The organism is Cellulosimicrobium sp. 4261 (assembly GCF_040546915.1).
GTDB lineage: Bacteria > Actinomycetota > Actinomycetes > Actinomycetales > Cellulomonadaceae > Cellulosimicrobium > Cellulosimicrobium cinnabarinum.
On sequence record NZ_JBEPOQ010000004.1, the window covers coordinates 177,380 to 198,261 of the forward strand.

Sequence of the window (20,882 nt, forward strand, 5' to 3'; positions counted from 1 at the left end):
CAGTCGGGGCTGCGGCCCGGACGCCCCCCGCCGCGCTGACCGTGCGCGCCGTCGTGCCGGAGCGAGGGCTCGACGTGGACCTGACCGTCGCGCCGGGCGAGGTCGTGGCGGTGCTCGGCGAGAACGGGGCGGGCAAGTCCACGCTCGTGCAGGTCGTCGCGGGCCTGCTCACGCGCGGCGAGGCGCCCGGTGCGCGCGTCACCGTCGGGCACGACGACGTCTCGCGCCTCCCGCCGCGCCGTCGTCACCTCGCGTGGCTGAGCCAGCGCCCGCTGCTGTTCGAGCACCTGTCGGTCGAGGACGACGTGGCGTTCGGCCTCCGGTCCCGGGGCGTGCCCCGCGCCCGTGCCCGCGGGGAGGCCCACGACGTGCTCGCCCGCGTCGGCGTGGCGGACCTCGCGCGGCGCCGCTCGACCGACCTGTCGGGCGGGCAGGCGCAGCGCGTCGCGATCGCCCGCGCGCTCGTGACCGACCCGCGCGTGCTCCTGCTCGACGAGCCGCTCGCGTCGCTCGACGTCGGCGTCGCGCAGCACGTCCGGGGCGTGCTGCACCACGCGCAGCGCGAGCACCCGCGCACGACCCTGCTCGTGACGCACGACCTGCTCGACGTGCTGCTCCTCGCGGACCGCGTCGTCGTGCTGGAGGGCGGCCGCGTCGTCGAGGACGGCCCGGTCGACGCGGTGCTCACCCGGCCGCGGTCCCGGTTCGCCGCCCGCCTCGCGGGCGTCAACCTGCTCGCGGGGAGCGTCGCGCACGTCGCCGTCCCGGAGCCGGCGCGGACGGCGGACGGTGGTGCGCCGGAGGCCGCGGGCGGGACCGCGGACGGGACGACGGACCTGGTCGAGGGCGCGACGGACGCCCCGGGCGCGGAGATCCTCGCGCGCGAGGTGACCGTCGCCGTCGACGGCACCGGGGTCCGCGTGCGCGGGACGGCGGACGAGCCGCTCGTGGTCGGGGACGGCGCCGTGGCGGTGTTCGAGCCGCGCGCGGTCGCCGTGCACCGCACGACGCCCGAGGGCAGCCCGCGCAACGCCTACCGGGTCGTCGTGACGAGCGTCGAGCCGCACGGGCCGCTCCTGCGCGTGTGGGGACGCGCGGTGGGCGACGACCCGCGCGACCCGACCGCGGGGGCGACGGCCGCCGTCGGGCACGACGCACCGCGCCTGGCCGCCGATCTCACGCCGCGCGCGGTCGCCGAGCTCGGCCTGGTGCCGGGCGAGCACGCCTGGTTCGTCGTCAAGGCGGCCGAGGTCCGCGTGCACGCCCGCTGAGCCCGCGGGACCCGTCGGCCCCGACGGGACCGGGGCGTGCCGCTCAGGCGGGAGCGGGCGGGACACCGCCGAGCGCGGTGCGCACCTCGCCGACGATCGCGGCCATCGCCGCCTCGGCGGCCTCCGGGTCGCCGTCCGCGACCGCGCGCGCGACCGCCTCGTGCTGGTCGAGGGCCTCGGGGACGGGCGAGGCGGGCATGAGGCCCAGGTGCGTCCGACCGCTGAGGACGGCCGCGACCACGCCCGCGAGCGCGCCGAACATCTCGTTGCCGCTCGCGCGGAGCAGGATCTCGTGGAACCGGACGTCGAGCGCGAGGAACTCCTCGAGGTCGCCCGCCTCCCCGAGCAGGCGCATGCGCCCGGCGGCGGCGACGAGCTCGGCGCGCTCGTCGGGCGTGGCGTGGAGCGCGGCCCCCGCGGCGGCGAGCGGCTCGACGGCGTGCCGCAGCTCGGTGAGCGTGCGGAGCTGCGGGTCACGGCCGGGGCCCTCGAGCCGCCAGCGGATGACGCGCGGGTCGAGCACGTTCCAGTCCTCGATGCCGAGCACGACGATCCCGACACGACGCCTCGACCGCACGAGCCCGAGCCCTTCGAGGAGGCGCATGACCTCGCGCGCGACGGTGCGCGACACCCCGAACTCGGAGCCGATCGACTCCAGGGTCAGCGGCGTGCCCGCAGGGACGTCGCCGCTGGTGATGCGACGTCCGAGGGAGTCGAGCACGGTGGTGTGCAGGACCGTCGTCGCCATGCCTCGCAGCCTAGTGGCGACCAATGGTGCTATCAATCACTTGCCAAAGGTGCTACCAATAGCCCACAGTGGAGGCCGAGGACGACCACGACGGTCGCCACCGGGACGGCCGGGGCCGCAGCGCCCCGACCCGACCGGACGCCCCTACCCGACACGGAAGTCGACACATGGACACCGACGTCAGCTCCACCGACCGGCCCGACGACACCGGGCACCACCCCTTGCCCCAGCACCTCGTCGTCATGGGCGTCGCCGGCTCGGGCAAGACCACCGTCGCGACGCTGCTCGCGCAGCGCCTCGGCACCGAGTACGCAGAGGCCGACCGCTTCCACCCGCAGGCCAACATCGACAAGATGAGCGCCGGGACGCCGCTCACCGACGACGACCGGTGGCCCTGGCTCGAGGCGATCCGCGACTGGCTGAGCAGCGAGGCGGAGGCCGGCCGGTCCGGCGTCGTCACGTGCTCCGCGCTCAAGCGCTCCTACCGCGACCTGCTGCGCACCGCCCGCGGCGAGGTGTGCTTCGTCCACCTCGACGGCACCCCCGAGCTCCTCGCCGAGCGCATGCAGCACCGCAGCGGGCACTTCATGCCCACGTCGCTCCTGCCGTCCCAGCTCGCCACGCTCGAGCCCCTGGCCGACGACGAGCCCGGCTTCACGATGGACGTCTCCGCCACGCCCGAGCAGGTCGTGGACGAGATCCTCGCCCGCACGCGCCTGAGCGACACGTCCGACGCGAGCTGACCCACCGCTCGCACCCGACCTGCACTCCCCCCACCACCCACACGACCCGACGTCGACGGAGACACCATGCCCCCCGAGGACTGGACACAGACCCTGACCGCCGGACCGCTGCTCGCGATCGCCGCCGGCGCGATCGCGATCCTGCTGTTCCTCATCATCAAGCTCAAGCTGCACGCCTTCGTGGCACTCATCCTCGTCAGCCTGCTCACCGCGGTGGTCGCCGGCATCCCGACCGGGTCGATCGTCGAGGTGCTCACGGCCGGATTCGGCACGACGCTCGCGACCGTCGCGCTCCTCGTCGGGCTGGGAGCGATGCTGGGCCGGCTCGTGGAGACGAGCGGCGGCGCCAAGGTCATGGCGGACTTCCTCATCGAGAAGTTCGGTGAGAAGCGGGCGCCGTTCGCGCTCGGCCTCGCCTCCCTCATCTTCGGCTTCCCCATCTTCTTCGACGCCGGTCTCGTCGTCATGCTGCCGATCGTCTTCTCCGTCGGGCGGCGGCTGGGCGGCTCGCTCCTCCTCTACGGCCTGCCCGTCGCGGGTGCGTTCTCCGTCATGCACATCTACGTGCCGCCGCACCCCGGCCCCGTCGCCGCGACGGAGTTCCTCGGCGCGAACATCGGCATCGTCATCCTGCTCGGCCTCGTCGTCGCGATCCCGACGTGGTACGTCACGAGCTACCTGTTCGGCCGTTTCGCCGGACGCCGCATCGACCTACCCATCCCGGCCATCCTCGGCGAGGCCGACGAGGACCAGCTCGAGAACCCGCCGAAGTTCGGCACCGTCGTCGCGATCCTCCTGCTCCCCCTCGTGCTCATCTTCGCCAACACGGGCCTCGACGCGCTGCGTGCGGCGGGAGCCGTCGACGGGGACAACCCCGCCGTGCAGACGCTGCGCGCCATCGGCGCGACGCCGATCGCGCTGCTCATCACCGTGCTCGTCGCCGCCTGGGTCCTGGGCCGCCGCCGCGGCGTCTCCGGGACGGCGCTGGAGAAGACCCTCGACTCGGCGCTCGGCCCGGTGTGCTCGGTCATCCTCATCACCGGCGCGGGCGGCATGTTCGGTGGCGTGCTGCGCGCGACCGGCATCGGTGACGCGCTCGCCGACGTGCTCGGCGACCTCGGCCTGCCGGTCATCGTGGCCGGGTTCCTCATCGCGGCGATCCTCCGCGTGGCGCAGGGCTCCGCGACCGTCGCCCTGACCACCGCCGCAGGGCTCATCGCCCCGGCCGTGGAGGCCGGTGGCTTCAACGGGGTCGAGCTCGCCGCGGTCGTCGTCGCCGTGGCAGCGGGGTCCGTGGTGCTCAGTCATGTGAACGACTCCGGGTTCTGGCTCGTGGGCCGGTTCTTCGACATGGACGTCAAGACGACCCTCCGCACGTGGACGGTCATGGAGACGGCCATCGGGGTCATGGGCTTCGCCATCGCGGCCCTCGTCTTCGCCGTCGCGTAGCGCGCGACGAGCGCGGCCAGGACCGCCCGGGCACGCTGCCCGGGCGGTCCTGCCGTCTCTGGACGTCAGCTCCGGTCGGTGAAGACCGGGGTGTAGGCGTCCGGGTCCGCGACCCAGGACTTCCGGCGGAAGCGCTGGAGCGACAGACCGAGCAGCGTCAGCAGCCCGGCCATCACGAGCAGACCGAGGTCACCGCCCGCGCCCGTCGTGGCGAGGGCGGTCGGGCCCGACGCCGTGACGGCCCCGGACGCGGCCGTCGCCGCACCGGTCGCGGTGGCGGCCGAGGCGCCCGTCCCCGTGCTCACCAGGTTGAGCACCCAGGTCACCGTGCCGCCGGTCGTCCCGGGGTCCACCGGACCCGTCGGGTCCGCGGGGTCGGTCGGGTCCGCGGGGTCGGTCGGGTCCGTCGGATCGGTCGGGTCCGTCGGATCGGTCGGGTCCGTGGGGTCGGTCGGGTCCGTGGGGTCGGTCGGGTTCGTCGGCACGACGGCGGCCGTCGGGCACCCCGCCGAGGAGTCGCCCAGGAGCCCCACGCCCACGCCGCAGACCGTCACGGGCACGGTCACGGGCAGGTCGACGTCCAGGTCGGGCAGCGCCCCGAGGACGCCGTCCTCACCGAGAACGCCGTCGAGCGCGCCGCCGTCACCCAGCAGCCCGTCCTCGCCCAGCACGCCGTCGAGCAGACCGTCGCCGGACGAGCCGCCGAGCAGGTCGTCCACGAGACCGTCCTCGCCGAGCACGCCGTCCAGGAGGCCGTCGCCCTCGCCGAGCAGACCGCCCCCGAGGAGACCGTCACCCAGCAGGTCGTCGACGAGGCCGTCCTCGCCGAGGACGCCGTCGAGCAGGCCTGAGCCGTCGGTGCCGCCGGCCGAGCCGGTGCCGTCGCCCGAGCCCTCGCCGGCCGTCCCGCCGCCGACCGTGGCGTCACCGCCCACGCCGACGGCGACACCCGACACGTCTACCGGGACGGTCACCGGCACGTCGACGTCCACGCCGGACGCTTCCCCGCCGGTCGAGCCCTCGGCGCCACCACCGGCCGCAGGAGCCGACGGCTGCGCCGCCGGAGCCGGGGCCACCGTGGCGTCACCCAGGACACCGGCAGCAACCCCCGATACGTTCACCGGGACCGTCACCGGCACGTCGACGTCCACCCCGGACGCCTCCTCGCCGGTCGAGACCTCGGCGCCACCACCGGTCGCCGGAGCCGGCGTCACCGCCGCGTCACCCAGGACGCCCGCAGCGACGCCCGACACGTTCACCGGGACCGTGACCGGCACGTCGAGGTCGATGTTCGCCGGGTCCGCCCCCGTGGCGGGAGCAGGCTCCGGTGCGGGAGCAGGCTCCGGCGCGGGCGCCGGCTCGGCCGCCGGATCCTGGGTCACCGCGGCGTCACCCAGGACACCGGCAGCGACCCCGGACACGTTCACCGGAATGGTCACCGGCACGTCGACGTCCACGTCCGCGGGAGCCGCCGGAGCGGGCTCCGGGGCGGGCGCAGGCGCAGGTGCCGGTGCCGGCGCGGGGGCGACGGCGGCGTCGCCCAGGGCGCCCACCGCGACGTCGGACACGGTCACGGGGACGTGCACGGGCACGTCGACCGCGACGTCGGGCAGGACCTCGGTCACCTGGCTCAGCGGAGCCTCGACCGACACGTCCAGTCCGAGATCGCCGAGGAGGTCGCCCTCGGCTGCGTGGGCCGCTCCGGCCCCGACGACCACGAGGCCGCCTGTGACGAGCGCTGTGCGCAGCGCGCGCCGGACGAAGGTGTGCATGATCGTTTCTCTTTCCTGCTCAGAAGTGGCTGGCGCACGACGGCGCCGGGTCGCGTGTGCCGCGCTCGGGGCGCGACGCGAGCCACGTCAGGCAGGAGAGACGGGGACCTCGAAGAAGGTCGACGGGTGCTTCGACCGCGCGTCGTCCACGACGGCGGTCCAGGAGGAGAGCGCGGGAGCGTCGGCGCCGCTGCCGACCGCCGCGAGCTCGCCGCCCGCCCCGGCGCGCTGCGCGCTGCCGGAGGGCGAGGGGGTCGTGCCGGGACCGCCGTCGGAGGGGACGTCCCCGGGGCCGGTCGGCGCGTCGGAGGGCAGCGCCGCACCGGGCGGCGCACCCGTCGGTGCGACGTCGACCGCCGCCGTCCGGGCGCGCGCGTCCCGCGCGGCGACACCGTCTCGACCGTCACGGCCCGCCGTAGAAGCGGTGGGCTCGACGGCCGCCGGTGCGGCGGGCAAGGGCACGGGCACGGGCGAGGCGGTCACCGTCGGGGCGACGACGACGTCCCCCGGGTCGGCCGTGCCCGGGCCAGGGATCGACGGCCCGTCGACCACCGGGTCGTCCGTGCCCGGAGCGCCCGTGCCGGGGGTCCCGGGGAGCAGCGGCGTCAGCGGGTCCAGCGGAGCGAGCGGGCCCGTGACCGGGCCGAGGATCGGGTCGGTCACGGGGGCCAGGACGTCGAGGACCGGCGTCAGCGCCTCCAGGACCGGGGTGACCGGGTCGAGCGCAGGCGAGACCGCCTCGAGCACGGGGTTCGCCACGGGGGCGACCGCCTCGACGACGGGCGTCGCGGCCGGCGCGACGACGTCGAGCACCGGCGTGGTCACGGGAGCGACGGCGTCGGTCACCGGCTGCACGACGGGCGCCACCGGCTCGACGACCTGCTCGACCACGGGGGCGACGGGCTCGACCCCCTGCTCGACCACGGGAGCGACGGGCCGCGCGACCTCCTCGACCACCGGGGCGACGGGGGCGACGACCTGCTCCACGACCGGGGCGACGGGCTGGACCACGGGGGCGACGACGTCCCGCACGACGGGCTTGACCACGTCCTGGACGACCGGGTCGACGACGGTCTGCACGGTCGACGTGACGGGCGAGAGGGCCTTGCCGAGCCCGAGCGGGTCGTCCGCGGCGGACGCGCCGCCCGCGGTCGCGACGGCGAACGCGAGCCCGGCACCGAGACCGCCTCCGGCGACGAGCGCGCGCACGAGCCAGCGACGGGCGGCCGGTGCGCGCCTGCCCTGCGCGTCGTGCGTCGCGTCCATCGTGTGCCCCGTGGGTCGTCGGTGCAGCGAAGAGGCGGGCCGTGGGGCCCGTCCGAGATCACGGTAGGCACGGGAGTGTGACGCTCACCACTCGACGCGCCGGATTTCACCCGACGGTTGCCCCGAACACCAGGCCGAGCGCGTACGTGGCAGCGGCCGCGCCGAACCCGATGGCGATCTGGCGCAGGGCCCGCGTGAGCGGGGACGTCCCCGAGAGCAGCCCGACGGTCGCGCCGGTCGCGAGGAGCGCGATCCCGACGAGGAGCGCCGCCACCCCGACGGCGAGGAAGCCCGTCATCCCGAGGAGGTACGGCACGACCGGGATGAGCGCACCCGACGCGAAGAAGAGGAACGACGAGACCGCCGCCCCCATCGCGGTCCCGTGCGTCTCGTGCTCGTCGACGCCGGGCGGCGGCGCGATCACGGTCTGCTGCGTGTACGTCGCGAGGACGTCGGCCGCGTGCTCCTCGGCCTCGGCGGGCGCCATGCCGCGCGCCCGGTAGACGAGCGCGAGCTCGTTCGCGTCCACGTCGAGGTCGGGCAGCGCCGCCGACGCCTGCGGGCTCGGCGTCGACGCGTCGAGGAGCTCGCGCTGCGAGCGCACGGACACGTACTCCCCCGCGCCCATCGAGAGGGCCCCCGCGAGCAGGCCCGCGAGGCCCGAGAGCAGCACCGTGCTGTTCGACGCCCCGGACGCGCCGATGCCGAGGATCAGCGCGAGGTTGGACACGAGGCCGTCGTTCGCGCCGAACACCGCCGCGCGGAACGTCCCCGACATGCGGTTGCGCCCGCGCGTCGCGAGGCCGCGCACGACCTCCTCGTGGATCCGCTCGTCGGCCGCCATCCGGGGCGTCGCGTCGGCGTCGGTCGCGTACGTCGAGCGCGCCTCGGCCCGCTGGGCGAGCGCGAGCACGAACACGCCGCCGAAGCGCCGGGCGAGCCACCCGAGCGTGCGGGTCCGCCAGTCACCGCGCAGCGGCCGTCCCGCGTCCTCGCCGAGCAGGTCGAGCCAGTGCTGCTCGTGGCGGCGCTCCGCCTCCGCGAGCGCCAGCAGGATGTCCCGCTCCTCGCCCGTCCGGCGGCTCGCGAGGTCCCGGTAGACCGCCGCCTCGGCGCGCTCGTCGGCGAGGAAGCGACGCCACCGTCGCACCTCCTGCGCGGTGGGCCGGTGCCCGACGGCGGTCGGCGGCACCGCGGTCGGCGTCGCCCCGGGAGCGTCCGGGTGCGAGGGGTCGGCGGGCACGCCGGAGGGCGGCTCAGGTGTGGTGGGCATGCCTCCATGATGGCGATTTTCGGGCCCGCGGTGTTGCGCGTCGCCGAACGGGCCGTGCGGGGCGCCCCCGACCGGGGTTGCGGACGACCCCAACCTCGGCCCTTCGCCCGCCGGGTTCCGGGCGGGTGCGGGTCCGCGCGCCGGACCGGCCGCCCGGCGCCGTGGTTGGATCGGAGCATGACCACTGGAGAGAACGGACTGTCCCGTCCCGAGGTCGACGCCCCGGAGGGTCCCGCGCCCACCGAGCTCGTCGTCGAGGACATCACCGTGGGCGACGGCCCCGAGGCCACGCCCGGCGCGACCGTGAACGTGCACTACCTCGGCGTCGAGTACGAGACGGGCGAGGAGTTCGACGCGTCGTGGAACCGCGGCGAGTCGATCAACTTCCCGCTGCGCAGCCTCATCGCGGGCTGGCAGCAGGGCATCCCGGGCATGAAGGTCGGCGGGCGGCGCAAGCTCGTGGTGCCGCCGGAGCTCGCGTACGGCCCGGCAGGCGGCGGGCACCGCCTGTCCGGCAAGACGCTGATCTTCGTCATCGACCTGCTCGGCGTGTCCTGACCGACGCGTCCCGAGGACGAGCGGAGGGCCCCGGTCGACGACCGGGGCCCTCGTGCGTCCCGGCCGCCCCGGCGGTCCGGCCGTTCGGGCGGCGGGCCGGCAGCCCTAGCTCGCGGCGCCGGGGCACGGGACGAGGGCGGGGTCGGTCTCCTCGGGCGCGGTGCCCGTCACCGCGGCGGCTGCCGCGACCGGCGCCAGGCCGGGCACCGGGGCCAGGGCCCGCTCGCGTCGTGCCGCACGGAACCGGACGGCGGTGTCGACGAGGACGCCGAGCAGGATGCCCCCGACGACGCCCACCACGACGGCGAGCAGCGGGCTGTCGCCGACCCACGCGGCGGCGAGCGTCCCGATGACGACGGAGTACGTCGCCCACGTCACGGAGGCGACGGCGGACAGCGCCATGAACCGGCGCCGCGAGAACCCGACCGCACCGGCGGTCACGTTGACCGCCGTGCGCCCGACGGGGACGAACCGCGCCCCGAGCACGACGGACGCACCGCGCCGGTCGAGGGACCGCGTGGCCCACTCGACGGCGCGTCGCCCGCGCGTGCCCCGCAGCGCGGGCAGGGCGCGGGTGCCGAGCGCGCGGCCCAGGGCGTAGGCGAGCTGGTCACCGCACCAGGCGCCGAGCGCGGCGACCGCGAGCACGAGCCCCCAGGCGACGCCGCCGCCCGACTGGGCCGCGACGGCGAGCATGACGATCACCGTCTCGCCCGGGATCGGCGGGAAGAACCCGTCGCCGGCGGTCGTCGCGAAGAGCACGGGGAGCGCCCACGCCGAGTCCACGAGCGCGAGCAGCCACGACTCGACCTGTCCCCACAGCTCCACGACCCACGCGACCATGCGTCCCAGCCTCGACGGCACCGCCCCGCCGCACCATGGGGTATCCCCCCGGTTCTCCCCTGAGGCGACCCCGAGCGACGGCGTCGGGACGGGCGCCGTCGGACGTGTGCACCACGACCCTCCCGGGCGGGGGACAATGGCGCCGACGCATTCGCCTCCCCGCGCCGCAGCCGGCGGGCGGGGTCGTCCGTGATCGAGGAGCGCTGTGATCACTGTCAGCACCGACGGCTCGTGCCTGAGCAACCCGGGCGGCGCCATCGGGTGGGCGTGGATCAACCACGACGGCACGTTCGACTCCGGCGGCGCCGTGAGCGGGACCAACCAGGTCGCCGAGCTCACCGCGCTGCTCCAGGCGGTCCGCGCGCACCCGGGCGCGGAGCCGCTGCTCATCGAGTCCGACTCGCAGTACGCCATCAAGTGCGCGTCCGAGTGGGTGGTCGCCTGGAAGCGCAAGGGGTGGCGGACGGCGGGCGGCCAGCCCGTGAAGAACCTCGAGCTCGTCCAGGCGATCGACCGGGTCATCGCCGAGCGCGCGGGGCCCGTGCGGTTCCGCTGGGTGCGGGGCCACGTGGGCGACCCGTTCAACGAGCGCGCGGACCAGCTCGCGGGCCTCGCCGCCCAGGACTGGGCCGCGGGCCGCGGGGACCTCGACGGCACGCTCGTGCCCGAGCTCGGCGACCCGACCCGGTCGCCGGGCCGCGTGCCCGCACCGGCCGCGGCCGACCGCGGTGCACCCGCGCCCCGGCAGGCCGCCCCCGAGCCGGCGTGGGACATGGACACCCTGTTCGACTGATCCGGCTCGGCTCGGCTCGGTTCGACCGACCCGGCTCGCCGAGCACGACCCTGCCCCGGGTCGAGCACGACCCTGCTGTCGCCAGAGGGCCCATTCCGCCAGCAACGTCGTGCTCGGCGGAGGGGTGGTGGTCAGCGGCGAGGCCGGGCGTCGGCGGCGGGTGCGACGATGGACGGGTGACCATCCTGCCGAGCACGGGCCGCGTGCCCGCCGAGCGCATGGTCGGCGACCTCGCGCAGCCCGGCCCGACGACGCAGCCCGGCCCGACGACGCAGCCCGGCCCGACGACGCAGCCCGGCCCGACGACGCAGCCCCGCCCGACGACGCCACCCGGCCCGCCGACCCAGCCCCGCCCGACGACGCAACCCGGCGCACCGCTCGCGCGTCGCTTCCGGTCGGGCCGGCCGCTCGACCTGCACCTCACGCTCGACCGGCTCGCGCGCGGCCCCTACGACCCGACGTTCCGCCGCACGCCCTCCGGCGACGTGTGGCGCACGACCCGCGCGGAGAGCGGGCCCGCGGCGTACCGGCTGGTGCAGACCGGGCCGTGCGACGTCGTCGGGCACGCGTGGGGGCCGGGCGCCGCGGAGGTGCTCGACGGCCTGCCCCGCCTGCTCGGCGAGGACGACGACGACGCGGGCTTCGCCCCGCCCGCCGTGCTGCGCGACGCCCACCGCCGCAGCCCGGGACTGCGGATCCCGCGCACGGGCCGCGTGCTGGAGGCGCTCGTGCCGGCGATCCTCGAGCAGCGCGTGCAGTCCGTCGCGGCGTGGCGCTCGTGGGGCTGGCTCCTGCGGCGGCACGGCGAGCGCGCCCCGGGGCCCGCGGGCGACGCCGGGATGCTCGTCGTGCCGGACGCGGCCACCTGGGCGCGCGTCCCCACGTGGGACTGGCACCGCGCGAACGTCGACCCGGGCCGCGCGCGGACGGTCGTCGCGGCGGCGCGGGTCGCGCGGCGCCTCGAGGAGTGCGACCGGCTGCGCGACGCCCAGGGCGCGCCGGCCGCGCACGCCCGGCTGCAGGCCGTGCCCGGCGTGGGCGTGTGGACCGCGGCCGAGGTCGCGCAACGGGCGCTGGGCGACCCGGACGCCGTGTCCGTGGGCGACTACCACCTGGCGAAGGCGGTGGGGTGGGCGCTCGTGGGCGAGCGCGTCGACGACGAGCGCATGCTCGAGCTGCTGGCCCCGTACGCCCCGCACCGCTACCGCGTCGTGCGTCTGCTCGAGGTCTCGGGCCGGGCGCGGGCCCCGCGGCGCGGCCCACGCCTGTCGATCCAGGACCACCGCCGCAACTGACCGGCCCCCGCCCCTCGCTGAGTGCATGAAAGAGTCGCCGGAACGAGGCGTTCCGGCGACTCTTTCAGGCACTCACGGGTTACTCGGGGAGCGCGCACGACCCGTCGACGCACACCGCGGCGTCGTCGGCGCCCACGAGCGTGAGGCCCGGCGCGGGCTCACGGTGCGGGGCGGCGGCGTCTGCGGCGCTCACGGTCATGAGCGTCGTGCGGCGCGGGTTCGCGATCGAGTGGTAGAGGTTCGTGGTGGTGTCCGTCATCTGAGGCCTCCTCGTGGGATTCACGGGCGCCGGTGCACGTGTGGGCCGGCGTCGGTGCGGGCTGCGTCCAGTCTGGGTGATACCGAGTCGCAGTTCCACCGCACACGGTGTGAGATGCGTCGCTCCCGCGGCGCGTCCCGACGTCCTGCAGGACGCCGCCGCTCAGGCCGCGTCGCGCTCCGCGACCGCCTGCTGCAGCACCTGGACGAACACCGCGGGGTCCTGCGCGCCCGAGACGCCGTACCGGCCGTCGACCACGAAGAACGGCACGCCGTTGATCCCGTAGGCACGCGCCTGGTCGATGTCGGCCTGCACGTCGTCTGCCCAGCGCCCGTCCTCGAGCGCCGCGACGACCTCGGCGCGGTCGAGCCCGACCTCCGCCGCGAGGTCCGCGAGCTCCTCGACCCGGCCGACGTGCCGACCCTCCTCGAAGTACGCCTTGAGCAGCCGCTCCTTCATCTCGACCTGCTTGCCGTGCGCCTTCGCGTGGTGCAGCAGCTCGTGGGCCGTGAGCGTCTTCGTGTGCTGGAGCGCGTCGAAGTCGTAGCGCAGCCCCTCGGCCGCGGCGAGCTGCGTCATCTGCCCGAGCATCTGCTCGACCTGGGCGCGCGGCATGCCCTTGTGCCCGGCGAGAAAGTCGACCTCGGTGCCGTCGAAGTCGACGGGCGTGTCGGGCGCGAGCTCGAACGAGTGGTACTCGATCTCGACCTGGGGACCGTCACCGGCCTCCGCGAGCCGGCCGAGCGCCGTCTCCAGACGCCGCTTGCCGACGTAGCACCAGGGGCACGCGACGTCGGACCAGATGTCGATCTTCACCGTGGGGGCCGCCGCGTCCGTCGGGGCCGGGCTGTTCGTGGTCATGTGACGCTTCAACCATCTGGACGCCCGCGCGATTCCCGCAGCCCGGTCAGTCGGTGCCGTGCGCCGCGCGGTGCAGGTCCTGGAGCACCATGATCTCGGCCCCGTGGTGCACGAGCTCGCGGTTCATGTGCGCGACGAGGTGGGCGAACGGCGCCTGCGCGTCGATCTCCGTCGCCTGGCTGAGCCCGACCGCGAACGCCCCGTCGTCGGGCAGGCCGTCGACGCCCGCGCGCCAGCGGTCGACCTCGCGCCGCAGCCCGGCGACGGCGGGGCCCACCTCCCCGGAGAAGGTCACCGCGTCCCGGCGCCGCTCGTGCGGCCCGAACGTCCACTCCCACCGCTCGAAGAACGCCTCGGTGAGGTGCGCGACGAGCCACGCGACCGTGCGCGGCTGCGGCGAGTCCGGGCCTTCCGGCCACTCCATCACCCACTCGCCCGCGCCGAGCGTGCGCGGCGCGCGCTCGGCGCCCCGCCGCACGACCCGCAGCGCGTCCGGGCCCGGCTCCCACTCGAGCTCCGCCTGCGTCAGCGTCGCGAGCCGGTCGCTCAGCTCGAGCCACGAGAAGCCGAGCTGCCCCCGCACGACGGCGAGCGCCGTCGGCACCGAGAGGATCGACCAGTCGAACTCCGGGCTGCCGTACGCGGTCTGTCCGTCCGCCGTCTCGTGCACCATCGCGGTTCCTCCCCCGGACCGGCACCGTCGGCGTCCCGCCGCGGCGCGGTCGCCGACGTCGTCGTCCGCGCGGCCGTCCCGACCACGCGTCCGGCCACCCTGCCGGGCCCCGCAGGGCGTGTCAACGCGGCCGCACCCCCGCGGCCGCACCCCGGGCCACCCGGGCGGGCCGTACCCGCGGACCGCACCGCCGCGACGCTGCGCGAGAATGAGGAGGACCGACCGTCCCCCAGGCCCGGAGTCCTCGTGCGCGTCCGCCCCCGTACCGTCCTGCTCGTCGCGACCGGCTTCGCCGTCGTCCTGCTCGGCGCGCTCGTCGTCTTCCTCGCGGTCAACGGCCTCGACGGCATCCCCGGCTGACCCCCGCCGTCCCCCGTCGGCCGGGCCCTCCGGCACCGGCCGACCCGGTCCGTCGCCGCGCGTCGTCCGCCCGCCGGGGCCATCCTGCTGAGGAACCCCGACGCAGGAAGGCCGACCCGTGACCGCGACCGCCCCCTCCCCCGACCCGCAGCTCGTGCTCGTCCGCCACGGCGAGACGGAGTGGAGCGCGACCGGCCGTCACACGGGCCGCTCGGACGTCCCGCTCACCGTCGCCGGCGAGCAGCAGGCCGTCGCGGCGGGCGTGTGGCTCCAGGGGTGGGCCGACCGGCGGGGACGGCGGCCCGCCGTCGTGCTCACGAGCCCGCGGGAGCGGGCGCGCCGGACCGCCGACCTGGCAGGCTTCCCGGCGGCCGAGGCCGACGACGACCTCGCCGAGTGGGACTACGGGCCTGTCGAGGGCCGCACCTCGGGCGCGGTCGGCGAGCACCTCGGGCGCGAGTGGCTGCTGTTCCGCGACGGCGTGAACGTCCTCGCGGCGCCCGACGGGCACCGCGGCGAGGAGCTCGACCAGGTCGCCGCGCGGGCCGCCCGGGTGCTCGGGCGCGTCGAGCCGACGCTCCAGGACGGCGGCGACGTCGTCCTGTTCGCGCACGGCCACCTGCTGCGCGTCCTCGCGACGGTCTGGCTGGGGCTCGACCCGGCCCTGGGCGCGCGGTTCGAGCTCGGCACCGCGGCGATCTGCCTCCTCGGCTACGGGCACGGGCTGCGCACGGTCGAGGGCTGGAACCTGGCCGCGCAGGGGTAGTGCGGGTGGCACGATGCTGCCCATGGGACTGAGCGAGAAGCACCTCACCGAGGGCGAGCACGTCGTCATGGAGCTCAAGGAGCACGCCAAGGCGCTGTTCTGGCCGTTCGTGCTGCTGGTCGTGCTGGTCGCCGCCGTCGTGGTCACGGTCCTGCTCGTCCCGAACGACGTGGTCCGGTGGGTCGTGGCGGGCGTCGCGCTGGTCGCGGCGGTGGTCTGGGTGTTCGTGCCGTGGCTGCGCTGGCGCACCACCGAGTACACGGTGACCAACAAGCGCATCGCCATGCGCTCGGGCATCATCACGCGCACCGGCCGCGACATCCCGCTCTACCGGATCAACGACGTCAACTACGAGAAGGGCCCGATCGACCGCATCTTCGGCTGCGGCACCCTCGTCATCTCCGACGCGACCGACAAGCCCGGGCTGAACCTCCACGACGTGCCGGACGTCGAGAACGTGCAGGTGCGCCTGCACGACCTGCTCTTCACCGCCGACGACGGCTCCGACGACGGCGAGTGGCCGCCGAACGAACCGCCCCGCGGTCGTCGCGGCCCGCGCATCCCCCGCGCGGAGCGCTGACGCTCAGTCCTCGATCCGGCGTCCGGCCGCGATCTCGGCGCGGGCGCGCAGCTCGTCCGTGAGCGTCACGTCGCCCTCGAGGTGGGCGGCGAGGAGGCGGCGCGCGAGCCCGGCCGCGCGCTCGGGGTCCGCGCCGCGCCCGTTCCAGGCGCCGAACCAGTCGGCGAGCGTCACCCCGTGCTCGGGGCGGTAGCAGACCGTCACCGCGTCGCCCGCGCGCAGCTCGCCGTGCTGCACGACGCGCAGGTACGCACCGGTGCGGTTCGCGACGGTGAACCGCTTGACCCACCGGTCCTCGCCGAGGCGGCGCGCGAACGTCGAGCACGGCGTGCGCGGCTGGGTGACCTCGAGGAGGGCGGTGCCCACGGCCCAGCGCTCGCCGACGACGGCCGCCGTGACCGGGATGCCCTCCACGCGCAGGTTCTCGCCGAACAGGCCGGGCGGGACGTCGCGGCCGAGCTCGCCGGCCCACCAGTCCGCGTCGTCCTGCCCGTACGCGTACACCGCCTGCTCCTCGCCGCCGTGGTTCGCGCGGTCGGCCTGCAGGTCCGCGTAGAGGCCGAGCCGACGCACCTTCACCGGTCCCGTGACGGGCCGCTTGTCGATCGCCGTGACGCCGACGGGCCCCGCGTCCGGCAGGAGGGCGTGCACGCGGCACACCGCGAGGATCTCGCCCGTCGGGGCGCTGGAGGCGAGGTCCGTGACGGGCGCGGTCCCGGTCGTCACGGCTGGTGCGGTGGACATCCCCCGATTCTCGCAGGGTCGGCCCCGCGTGCGTCACCCGAGGGCCGCCGCGGCCTCTCGCCAGCGCGCGAGGTGCTCGACGACGTCCGCCCGGCCCGGGCCCGGCAGCTCCGGCTCGTCCGTGGCGACCACCGGCTCGACCGGGTCGCCCGTGCCCCGCGCGGCGAGCAGCGCCGCCCCGACCGCGGTCGCGCTGCGGAGCCCGACGCGGTGGACGGGCCGGCCGAGCGCGTCGGCGAGGAGGCGGCGCACGAGCGGGTCGCGCGACCCGCCGCCCGTCACGACGACCGCGCCGGGCGCCGTCTCGAGCAGGTCGACCGCCGCCGCGACCGCGAACACCATCCCCTCGACGGCGGCGCGCACGAGCTCGGGCCGTCCCGTGCCCTCGCGCAGGCCGGTCCACGCGCCGCGCGCGCCGGGACCGGCGACCCCGCCGCGCTCCCCCGTGAGGAACGGCAGGAACGTCACGCCGCCCGCGCCGTCGGGCACGGTCCGCGCGAGCGCGAGGCCGTCGGACCAGCCCAGCCCGAGCACGCGCAGCGCCCAGCCGAGCGCGAGGCCCGCGTTCTGCACGGCCGCGAGGCGGTACCAGCGCGCGGCCGGGCCGGACCCGGTGTCCGCGAAGGTGTGCACGACCGGGTCGAGCGCGGGCTGCGGCTGGTCGAGGGCCGCCATGACCTGGGCGCCCGTGCCGAGGTTGACGTGCAGCCCGGGCGCCCCGACGGCGAGCCGCGCGGCCGGGGTGTCCCCGCCGCCCACGACGACGGGCACCGCGGTCCCGCTCGCCGGGAACCAGCGCGCGAGCCGGGCGGTGGTCCCGGCGACGGCGTCCGACGGGGCCACGCCCGGCAGGAGCCGGGCCGGCAGGTCGAGGTGCGCGACGACGTCGGCCGCCCACGCGTCCGCGGGCACGTCCCACAGGAGCGTGCCCGCGGCGTCGGACCGGTCGGTCGTCGCGACGGGGAGGGCGGCGTCGTCGACGAGCCACGCACGCACGACGTCCTTCGGCAGCAGCACGTGCGCCGCGCGGTCGAGCGCCCCGGGGTCGTGCGCGGCGAACCAGTCGAGCACGGGCCCCGTCATCCCCGGCACGAGGGGGTTGGCGAGCGGCGCGCGCACGGCGTCGGGCAGCGCGCGCCAGCGGTCGAGCCGGTCGGTCGCGCGCGCGTCCGTCCACAGGACGGCGGGCACGACGGCGTCCCCCGCCGCGTCCACGAGCACCGCGGCGTGCATCTGGCCCGCGACGCCGACCGCGCGCACCGCGACCTCCCCGAGCCCGGCCGCGCGGGCGGCGAGGTCGTCGAGCGCGGTGCCGAGCGCCGTCGTCCAGGCTGTCGGTGCCGACTCGGAGCGGCCGGGACGCGGGTGCTCGACGTCGTACGCCGCCTCGGACTCCGCCACGACCGACCCGTCACGGCCGAGGAGGACGAGCTTGAGCCCGCTCGTCCCGAGGTCGACGCCGAGGGTGGTGGGGACCAAGGTCACGGGACCGACTCTCCCACGCCCGGGTAGCGTCGGCGGCATGAGCACCGCCCGTCCCTCGCGCTGGGAGCAGAAGACCGCCGCCGACCCCTCGCACTCGACCTGGTACGTCGAACGCTTCCGGGCCATGGCCGCCCGGGGCGCCGACCTCGCGGGCGAGGCCCGCCTGGTCGACGCCATGCTGCCGCGCGGCTCCCGGGTCCTCGACGCGGGCTGCGGGCCGGGGCGCGTGGGCGCCGAGCTGTTCGCGCGCGGGCACGCCGTCGTGGGTGTCGACGTCGATCCCGTCCTGATCGACGCCGCGCGGACCGACCACCCGGGACCCGACTGGCGCGTGGGCGACCTCGCGGAGCTCGACCTGCCCGCGGAGGGCGTCACCGAGCCGTTCGACCTCGTCGTGTGCGCGGGCAACGTCGTGACGTTCCTCGCGCCGGGCACCGAGGTGGAGGTGCTGCGCCGCTTCCGCGCCCACCTCGCACCCGGCGGGCGCGCCGTCGTGGGCTTCGGCACCGGTCGCGGGTACCCGCCCGAGCAGTTCCTCGCCGACGCCACGGACGCCGGGCTGCACCTCGACCTCGCCCTGGCCACGTGGGACCTGCGCCCCTGGACCCCGGACGCCGACTTCCTCGTGGCGGTCCTCAGCGACGCGGCGTCCCGGCCGGGCGCGGCCTGAGCCGTGCCGTCGTACCGCGTGACCCTGGCCGTGGGCCTCCTGCACCCGGGCGCCGACCCCGAGGCCGTGCTGCCCGCGGCCGCCGCCGCGGCGCGCGCCCTCACGACCGTCGAGGCGTACGACGTCGGCGTCGTCCGCGGCGAGGCGCGCGTCACCGTGCGCTTCCTCGCCGACACGGACGCGGCCGCGCACGGCGTCGCGGACGCCGTGGAGGCGGGCGTGCGCGCCCACGCGGCGACGTCGGGCGGACGCCTGACCCGCCGCTGGGGCGCGCGCTGGCACCCCGCCTGAGCGACGGCCGACCTGGCCGTGCGGGTGCAGCGCATGGATCCGACGCCGGAGCTCCAGCTCAAGGAACGGCGGTGGCTGCCGTGCTCGCGCCGCGCCTGCCGCTCCCCGTCCCCGTGCCCGTGCCCGTGCGGCAAGGCGCACTGGGGACCCGTGGGGCGCGGCGCTCGACCGCGTCCTCGCGGGCTGACGTCTCGCGCCACGACGCTCTCCCCGGCTCGGCACCCCTGCCGCACACAACCTACGCAACCGTAGGTTACGGTGGCGTAGTGAACACTCTGGCGACGAGGCCGTGGACCGACCGCTACGCACCCGGCGTCCCGACGGACGTCGTGGTGCCGGACGAGCCGGTCACGGCCGCTCTCTACCGCGCGGCCGAGCGCTGGCCGGACCGCGTCGCGGTCGACTTCTTCGGCGCGACCACCACGTACGCACAGCTCGTGGCGCAGGTCGAGCGCGCCGCGAGCGCCCTGCACGACCTCGGCGTCCGGCGCGGCGACCGTGTCGCGCTCGTGCTGCCCAACGCGACGTCGCACGTCGTCGCGTTCTACGCGGTCGAGCGGCTGGGCGCCGTCGTGGTCGAGCACAACCCGACGTACACGGCCGACGAGCTCGCCCACCAGCTCGCCGACTCCGGCGCGAGCGTCGCGGTCGTGTGGACCAAGACGGTCCCGGCCGTGCTCGAGGCCCGCACCCACGTGCCCGGGCTGCGCCGCGTCGTCGGGCTCGACATCGCGCGCGACCTGCCGCGCGGCAGCCGCCTCGCCCTGCGTCTGCCCGTCGCCCGGGCCCGGGCGCAGCGCGACGCGCTGCGCACGCCGCTCCCCGCCGGCGTGCCCGACTGGCACGACCTCGTCCGGCGGGCGCGGGCCCTCCCCCCGGCGCTGCCCCACCCCGCCGCCGACGACGTCGCCCTGCTGCAGTACACCGGCGGCACGACCGGCACCCCGAAGGGCGCGGTCCTCACGCACCGCAACCTCGTCGCCAACGTCGTCCAGGGCCAGGCGTGGGCCTCGTTCGAGGAGGGTGCCGAGACGGTCTACGGCGTGCTGCCGTTCTTCCACGCGTTCGGCCTGACGTTCTGCCTCACGCTCCCCGCGCGCATCGGCGCGACCCTCGTCGCGTTCCCCAAGTTCGACCCGCAGGCGTTCGTCGCCGCCCAGGCACGGAGGCCCGCGACGTTCCTGCCGGGCGTCGCGCCCATGTTCGACCGGATCGTCACCGCCGCGGCCGACGCCGCGGGCGCGGGCTCCGACCTCACCTCGATCCGCCTGGCGTTCGCCGGCGCGATGCCCATCACGGCGGAGACGGCGCAGCGCTGGGAGGACGCGACGGGCGGCCTGCTCATCGAGGGCTACGGCATGACCGAGACGTCACCGGTCTCGCTCGGCAACCCGTGCTCCGACGACCGCCGCCCCGGCACCCTCGGGCTCCCGTTCCCCAGCACCGAGATCCGCGTCGTCGACGCCGACGCGCTCGACGCGGGCGACCTGCGCGACGCCGAGCCGTCGGAGGCGTCCGACGACGGCGTGCGCACCGTGCGCGGCGAGCTGCTCGTGCGCGGCCCGCAGGTGTTCCGCGGCTACTGGAACCGCCCCGAGGAGACTGCCCACCAGCTGCTCGACGACGGGTGGCTCCGCACGGGCGACGTCGTGCGCGTGGCCCTGGATGGCCCCGACGCCGGCCTCGTCACGCTCGTCGACCGCATCAAGGAGATGATCGTCACGGGCGGGTTCAAGGTCTACCCGTCGCAGGTCGAGGAGCACCTGCGCGGGATGCCCGGCGTGCGGGACGTCGCCGTCGTGGGCGTGCCGGGTTCCGGCTCCGACGAGCACGTCGCCGCCGTCGTCGTGCTCGACGACGCGGACGACGCCGCCTCGCCCCCGCGCGTCGATCTCGCCGCCGTGCGCGAGTGGGGCGAGAAGCGCCTCGCTCGCTACGCCCTCCCCCGCACGCTCGCCGTCGTGCCGGAGCTGCCGCGCTCGCAGATCGGCAAGGTGCTGCGCCGCGTGGTCCGCGAGGACCTCCTGGGCCGCGACGACGTCGAGCACCACCGCTCCTGACTACGACGCACACCCACACGCCGAACGCGCGAGGTAGAGCCCCGGTCCGCCGAGGTAGAGGCATGGTCGCGACCACGCCTCTACCTCGAGCGACCACGGCTCTACCTCGCGGGACCAGGGCT

Annotated in this window: 21 protein-coding genes; 10 read left to right on the plus strand and 11 right to left on the minus strand. The window is 76.3% G+C overall.

Annotated elements, in window-relative coordinates; all coding sequences use genetic code 11:
• The first annotated feature begins 74 nt into the window (after positions 1-74).
• Complete coding sequence (locus ABIE39_RS07135; protein ID WP_354051241.1) at positions 75-1,271, plus strand: sulfate/molybdate ABC transporter ATP-binding protein; 1,197 nt, start codon at positions 75-77, stop codon at positions 1,269-1,271.
• 43 nt (positions 1,272-1,314) lie between these two features.
• On the opposite strand, the gene ABIE39_RS07140 is transcribed toward ABIE39_RS07135, so the two are convergent.
• Complete coding sequence (locus ABIE39_RS07140) at positions 1,315-2,019, minus strand: FadR/GntR family transcriptional regulator (RefSeq protein WP_354051061.1); 705 nt, start codon at positions 2,017-2,019, stop codon at positions 1,315-1,317.
• Between the two features lie 167 nt (positions 2,020-2,186).
• On the opposite strand from ABIE39_RS07140, the gene ABIE39_RS07145 reads away from it, so the two are divergent.
• Together ABIE39_RS07145 and ABIE39_RS07150 are read left to right on the plus strand one after the other, a co-directional pair.
• Positions 2,187-2,762 carry a gluconokinase gene (locus ABIE39_RS07145; RefSeq protein ID WP_222592403.1) on the plus strand — a complete coding sequence of 192 codons (576 nt, stop codon included), beginning with the start codon at positions 2,187-2,189 and terminating at the stop codon, positions 2,760-2,762.
• Between the two features lie 66 nt (positions 2,763-2,828).
• Positions 2,829-4,211 (plus strand): GntP family permease, encoded by a 1,383-nt coding sequence (locus ABIE39_RS07150; protein WP_209828792.1) that lies wholly within the window; start codon positions 2,829-2,831, stop codon positions 4,209-4,211.
• 65 nt (positions 4,212-4,276) lie between these two features.
• On the opposite strand, the gene ABIE39_RS07155 is transcribed toward ABIE39_RS07150, so the two are convergent.
• The 3 genes from ABIE39_RS07155 to ABIE39_RS07165 all read right to left on the minus strand — a co-directional run bounded on the left by ABIE39_RS07155 (position 4,277) and on the right by ABIE39_RS07165 (position 8,522).
• Positions 4,277-5,983: a hypothetical protein gene (locus tag ABIE39_RS07155; protein WP_354051063.1), complete on the minus strand. Its 1,707-nt coding sequence runs from the start codon at positions 5,981-5,983 to the stop codon at positions 4,277-4,279.
• An 87-nt stretch (positions 5,984-6,070) separates the two neighbouring features.
• On the minus strand, positions 6,071-7,249 hold the full coding sequence (locus ABIE39_RS07160) for a hypothetical protein (RefSeq protein ID WP_354051064.1): 1,179 nt from the start codon (positions 7,247-7,249) through the stop codon (positions 6,071-6,073).
• Between the two features lie 106 nt (positions 7,250-7,355).
• The gene (locus ABIE39_RS07165; protein ID WP_114553354.1) at positions 7,356-8,522 is read right to left on the minus strand and encodes a VIT1/CCC1 transporter family protein; all 1,167 of its coding nucleotides are present in this window, start codon (positions 8,520-8,522) and stop codon (positions 7,356-7,358) included.
• A 177-nt stretch (positions 8,523-8,699) separates the two neighbouring features.
• Between ABIE39_RS07165 and ABIE39_RS07170 the strand changes: the two genes are divergently transcribed.
• Complete coding sequence (locus ABIE39_RS07170) at positions 8,700-9,080, plus strand: FKBP-type peptidyl-prolyl cis-trans isomerase (RefSeq protein WP_043659735.1); 381 nt, start codon at positions 8,700-8,702, stop codon at positions 9,078-9,080.
• 105 nt (positions 9,081-9,185) lie between these two features.
• Here ABIE39_RS07170 and ABIE39_RS07175 read toward each other — a convergent pair whose 3' ends face one another.
• Together ABIE39_RS07175 and ABIE39_RS18715 are read right to left on the minus strand one after the other, a co-directional pair.
• On the minus strand, positions 9,186-9,923 hold the full coding sequence (locus ABIE39_RS07175) for a VTT domain-containing protein (RefSeq protein ID WP_175010098.1): 738 nt from the start codon (positions 9,921-9,923) through the stop codon (positions 9,186-9,188).
• 581 nt (positions 9,924-10,504) lie between these two features.
• Complete coding sequence (locus ABIE39_RS18715; RefSeq protein ID WP_502914839.1) at positions 10,505-11,140, minus strand: hypothetical protein; 636 nt, start codon at positions 11,138-11,140, stop codon at positions 10,505-10,507.
• Here ABIE39_RS18715 and ABIE39_RS07190 point away from each other — a divergent pair.
• Positions 11,130-12,011 (plus strand): DNA-3-methyladenine glycosylase family protein, encoded by an 882-nt coding sequence (locus ABIE39_RS07190; protein WP_354051243.1) that lies wholly within the window; start codon positions 11,130-11,132, stop codon positions 12,009-12,011. The genes ABIE39_RS18715 and ABIE39_RS07190 overlap by 11 nt on opposite strands.
• 79 nt (positions 12,012-12,090) lie before the next feature.
• Here ABIE39_RS07190 and ABIE39_RS07195 read toward each other — a convergent pair whose 3' ends face one another.
• The 3 genes from ABIE39_RS07195 to ABIE39_RS07205 all read right to left on the minus strand — a co-directional run bounded on the left by ABIE39_RS07195 (position 12,091) and on the right by ABIE39_RS07205 (position 13,804).
• Complete coding sequence (locus ABIE39_RS07195; protein ID WP_021483013.1) at positions 12,091-12,270, minus strand: hypothetical protein; 180 nt, start codon at positions 12,268-12,270, stop codon at positions 12,091-12,093.
• Positions 12,271-12,432: 162 nt separating this feature from the next.
• Complete coding sequence (locus tag ABIE39_RS07200) at positions 12,433-13,131, minus strand: DsbA family oxidoreductase (RefSeq protein WP_209828794.1); 699 nt, start codon at positions 13,129-13,131, stop codon at positions 12,433-12,435.
• 46 nt (positions 13,132-13,177) lie between these two features.
• On the minus strand, positions 13,178-13,804 hold the full coding sequence (locus ABIE39_RS07205) for a DinB family protein (RefSeq protein ID WP_209828796.1): 627 nt from the start codon (positions 13,802-13,804) through the stop codon (positions 13,178-13,180).
• A gap of 478 nt (positions 13,805-14,282) precedes the next feature.
• Here ABIE39_RS07205 and ABIE39_RS07210 point away from each other — a divergent pair, with 478 nt between their 5' ends.
• Together ABIE39_RS07210 and ABIE39_RS07215 are read left to right on the plus strand one after the other, a co-directional pair.
• The gene (locus ABIE39_RS07210; RefSeq protein ID WP_354051067.1) at positions 14,283-14,930 is read left to right on the plus strand and encodes a histidine phosphatase family protein; all 648 of its coding nucleotides are present in this window, start codon (positions 14,283-14,285) and stop codon (positions 14,928-14,930) included.
• Positions 14,931-14,952: 22 nt separating this feature from the next.
• On the plus strand, positions 14,953-15,510 hold the full coding sequence (locus tag ABIE39_RS07215) for a PH domain-containing protein (RefSeq protein WP_108047013.1): 558 nt from the start codon (positions 14,953-14,955) through the stop codon (positions 15,508-15,510).
• Positions 15,511-15,513: 3 nt separating this feature from the next.
• On the opposite strand, the gene ABIE39_RS07220 is transcribed toward ABIE39_RS07215, so the two are convergent.
• Both ABIE39_RS07220 and ABIE39_RS07225 read right to left on the minus strand, forming a co-directional pair.
• On the minus strand, positions 15,514-16,254 hold the full coding sequence (locus ABIE39_RS07220) for an MOSC domain-containing protein (RefSeq protein ID WP_083384614.1): 741 nt from the start codon (positions 16,252-16,254) through the stop codon (positions 15,514-15,516).
• A gap of 33 nt (positions 16,255-16,287) precedes the next feature.
• Positions 16,288-17,739: an FGGY family carbohydrate kinase gene (locus tag ABIE39_RS07225; protein ID WP_354051069.1), complete on the minus strand. Its 1,452-nt coding sequence runs from the start codon at positions 17,737-17,739 to the stop codon at positions 16,288-16,290.
• A gap of 37 nt (positions 17,740-17,776) precedes the next feature.
• Between ABIE39_RS07225 and ABIE39_RS07230 the strand changes: the two genes are divergently transcribed.
• From ABIE39_RS07230 to ABIE39_RS07240, 3 genes are all read left to right on the plus strand, one after another.
• Positions 17,777-18,409: a class I SAM-dependent methyltransferase gene (locus ABIE39_RS07230; protein WP_354051071.1), complete on the plus strand. Its 633-nt coding sequence runs from the start codon at positions 17,777-17,779 to the stop codon at positions 18,407-18,409.
• 3 nt (positions 18,410-18,412) lie between these two features.
• Positions 18,413-18,700 carry a hypothetical protein gene (locus tag ABIE39_RS07235; RefSeq protein WP_209828803.1) on the plus strand — a complete coding sequence of 96 codons (288 nt, stop codon included), beginning with the start codon at positions 18,413-18,415 and terminating at the stop codon, positions 18,698-18,700.
• A 266-nt stretch (positions 18,701-18,966) separates the two neighbouring features.
• Positions 18,967-20,760 carry an AMP-binding protein gene (locus ABIE39_RS07240; RefSeq protein ID WP_175010105.1) on the plus strand — a complete coding sequence of 598 codons (1,794 nt, stop codon included), beginning with the start codon at positions 18,967-18,969 and terminating at the stop codon, positions 20,758-20,760.
• Positions 20,761-20,882 lie beyond the last annotated feature (122 nt).